The 664-nt window shown below is 44.3% G+C and carries 1 pseudogene; it reads right to left on the bottom strand.

The annotated features are described in order from the left end of the window. Positions 1-664: pseudogene (locus AC1DLB_RS31445) on the bottom strand (hypothetical protein); the annotation flags it as partial.

Genomic DNA, 664 nt, shown 5'->3' with positions numbered 1-664 from the left:
TCAGTGATCTTTTCAGCAAGGTTAGCCAGCGCACCGTCAAACTTAATCGTTGACCATAATGCTCCTTTGCATTCATCAATAACTTCATTGGGAAAACCTGAGCCTTCTGGATAAATTAGTCCGTCGACTACCGGCAATGGCCGCTCACGATTTGGCAGCAAGGCAAGCCTGAATAGATTGACCACATCTTCGGCATTAACCTCTGGCTTGAACACAAGGATGTAACTTATGACAGCACCCGAAGCAACATCAATCAACGCTATCAGCCATATGCGTTCAATGCGAACAGCTTTGAGCAACCCCTCAGGAGTCATAAACTCAACGGATGAGTGACAGTCGGTGTGGTAGGCATCAACCTCGACTACATCATAGGGCTCGTTAGAGCGAAGATTTGTGCACACACCTTTTCCAACCTTAAGGTGCGCACGCGCCGAAGATTCTTCATTAACTTGTACTGCCTGATCAAAATTGTCATCCATTATTAAGTTTAAATACTTGCTGATGGTTCTTGCGCCCATTAACTCGGCGGTAAATGGCCATTGATCTATTGGCRCTCCCAACTCTCGTAAGGTTTTAAGAAAGACAGAATGGAGAGTTTTAGCACTTATTTTATGTTCGTAAACCGTCCCGCGACCTTCAATTTTAAAAATTTTCTTGCGTAACA

Source organism: Pseudomonas sp. 05N434 (assembly GCF_056396965.1).
This window is presented reverse-complemented; position numbering and strand designations above follow the sequence as displayed.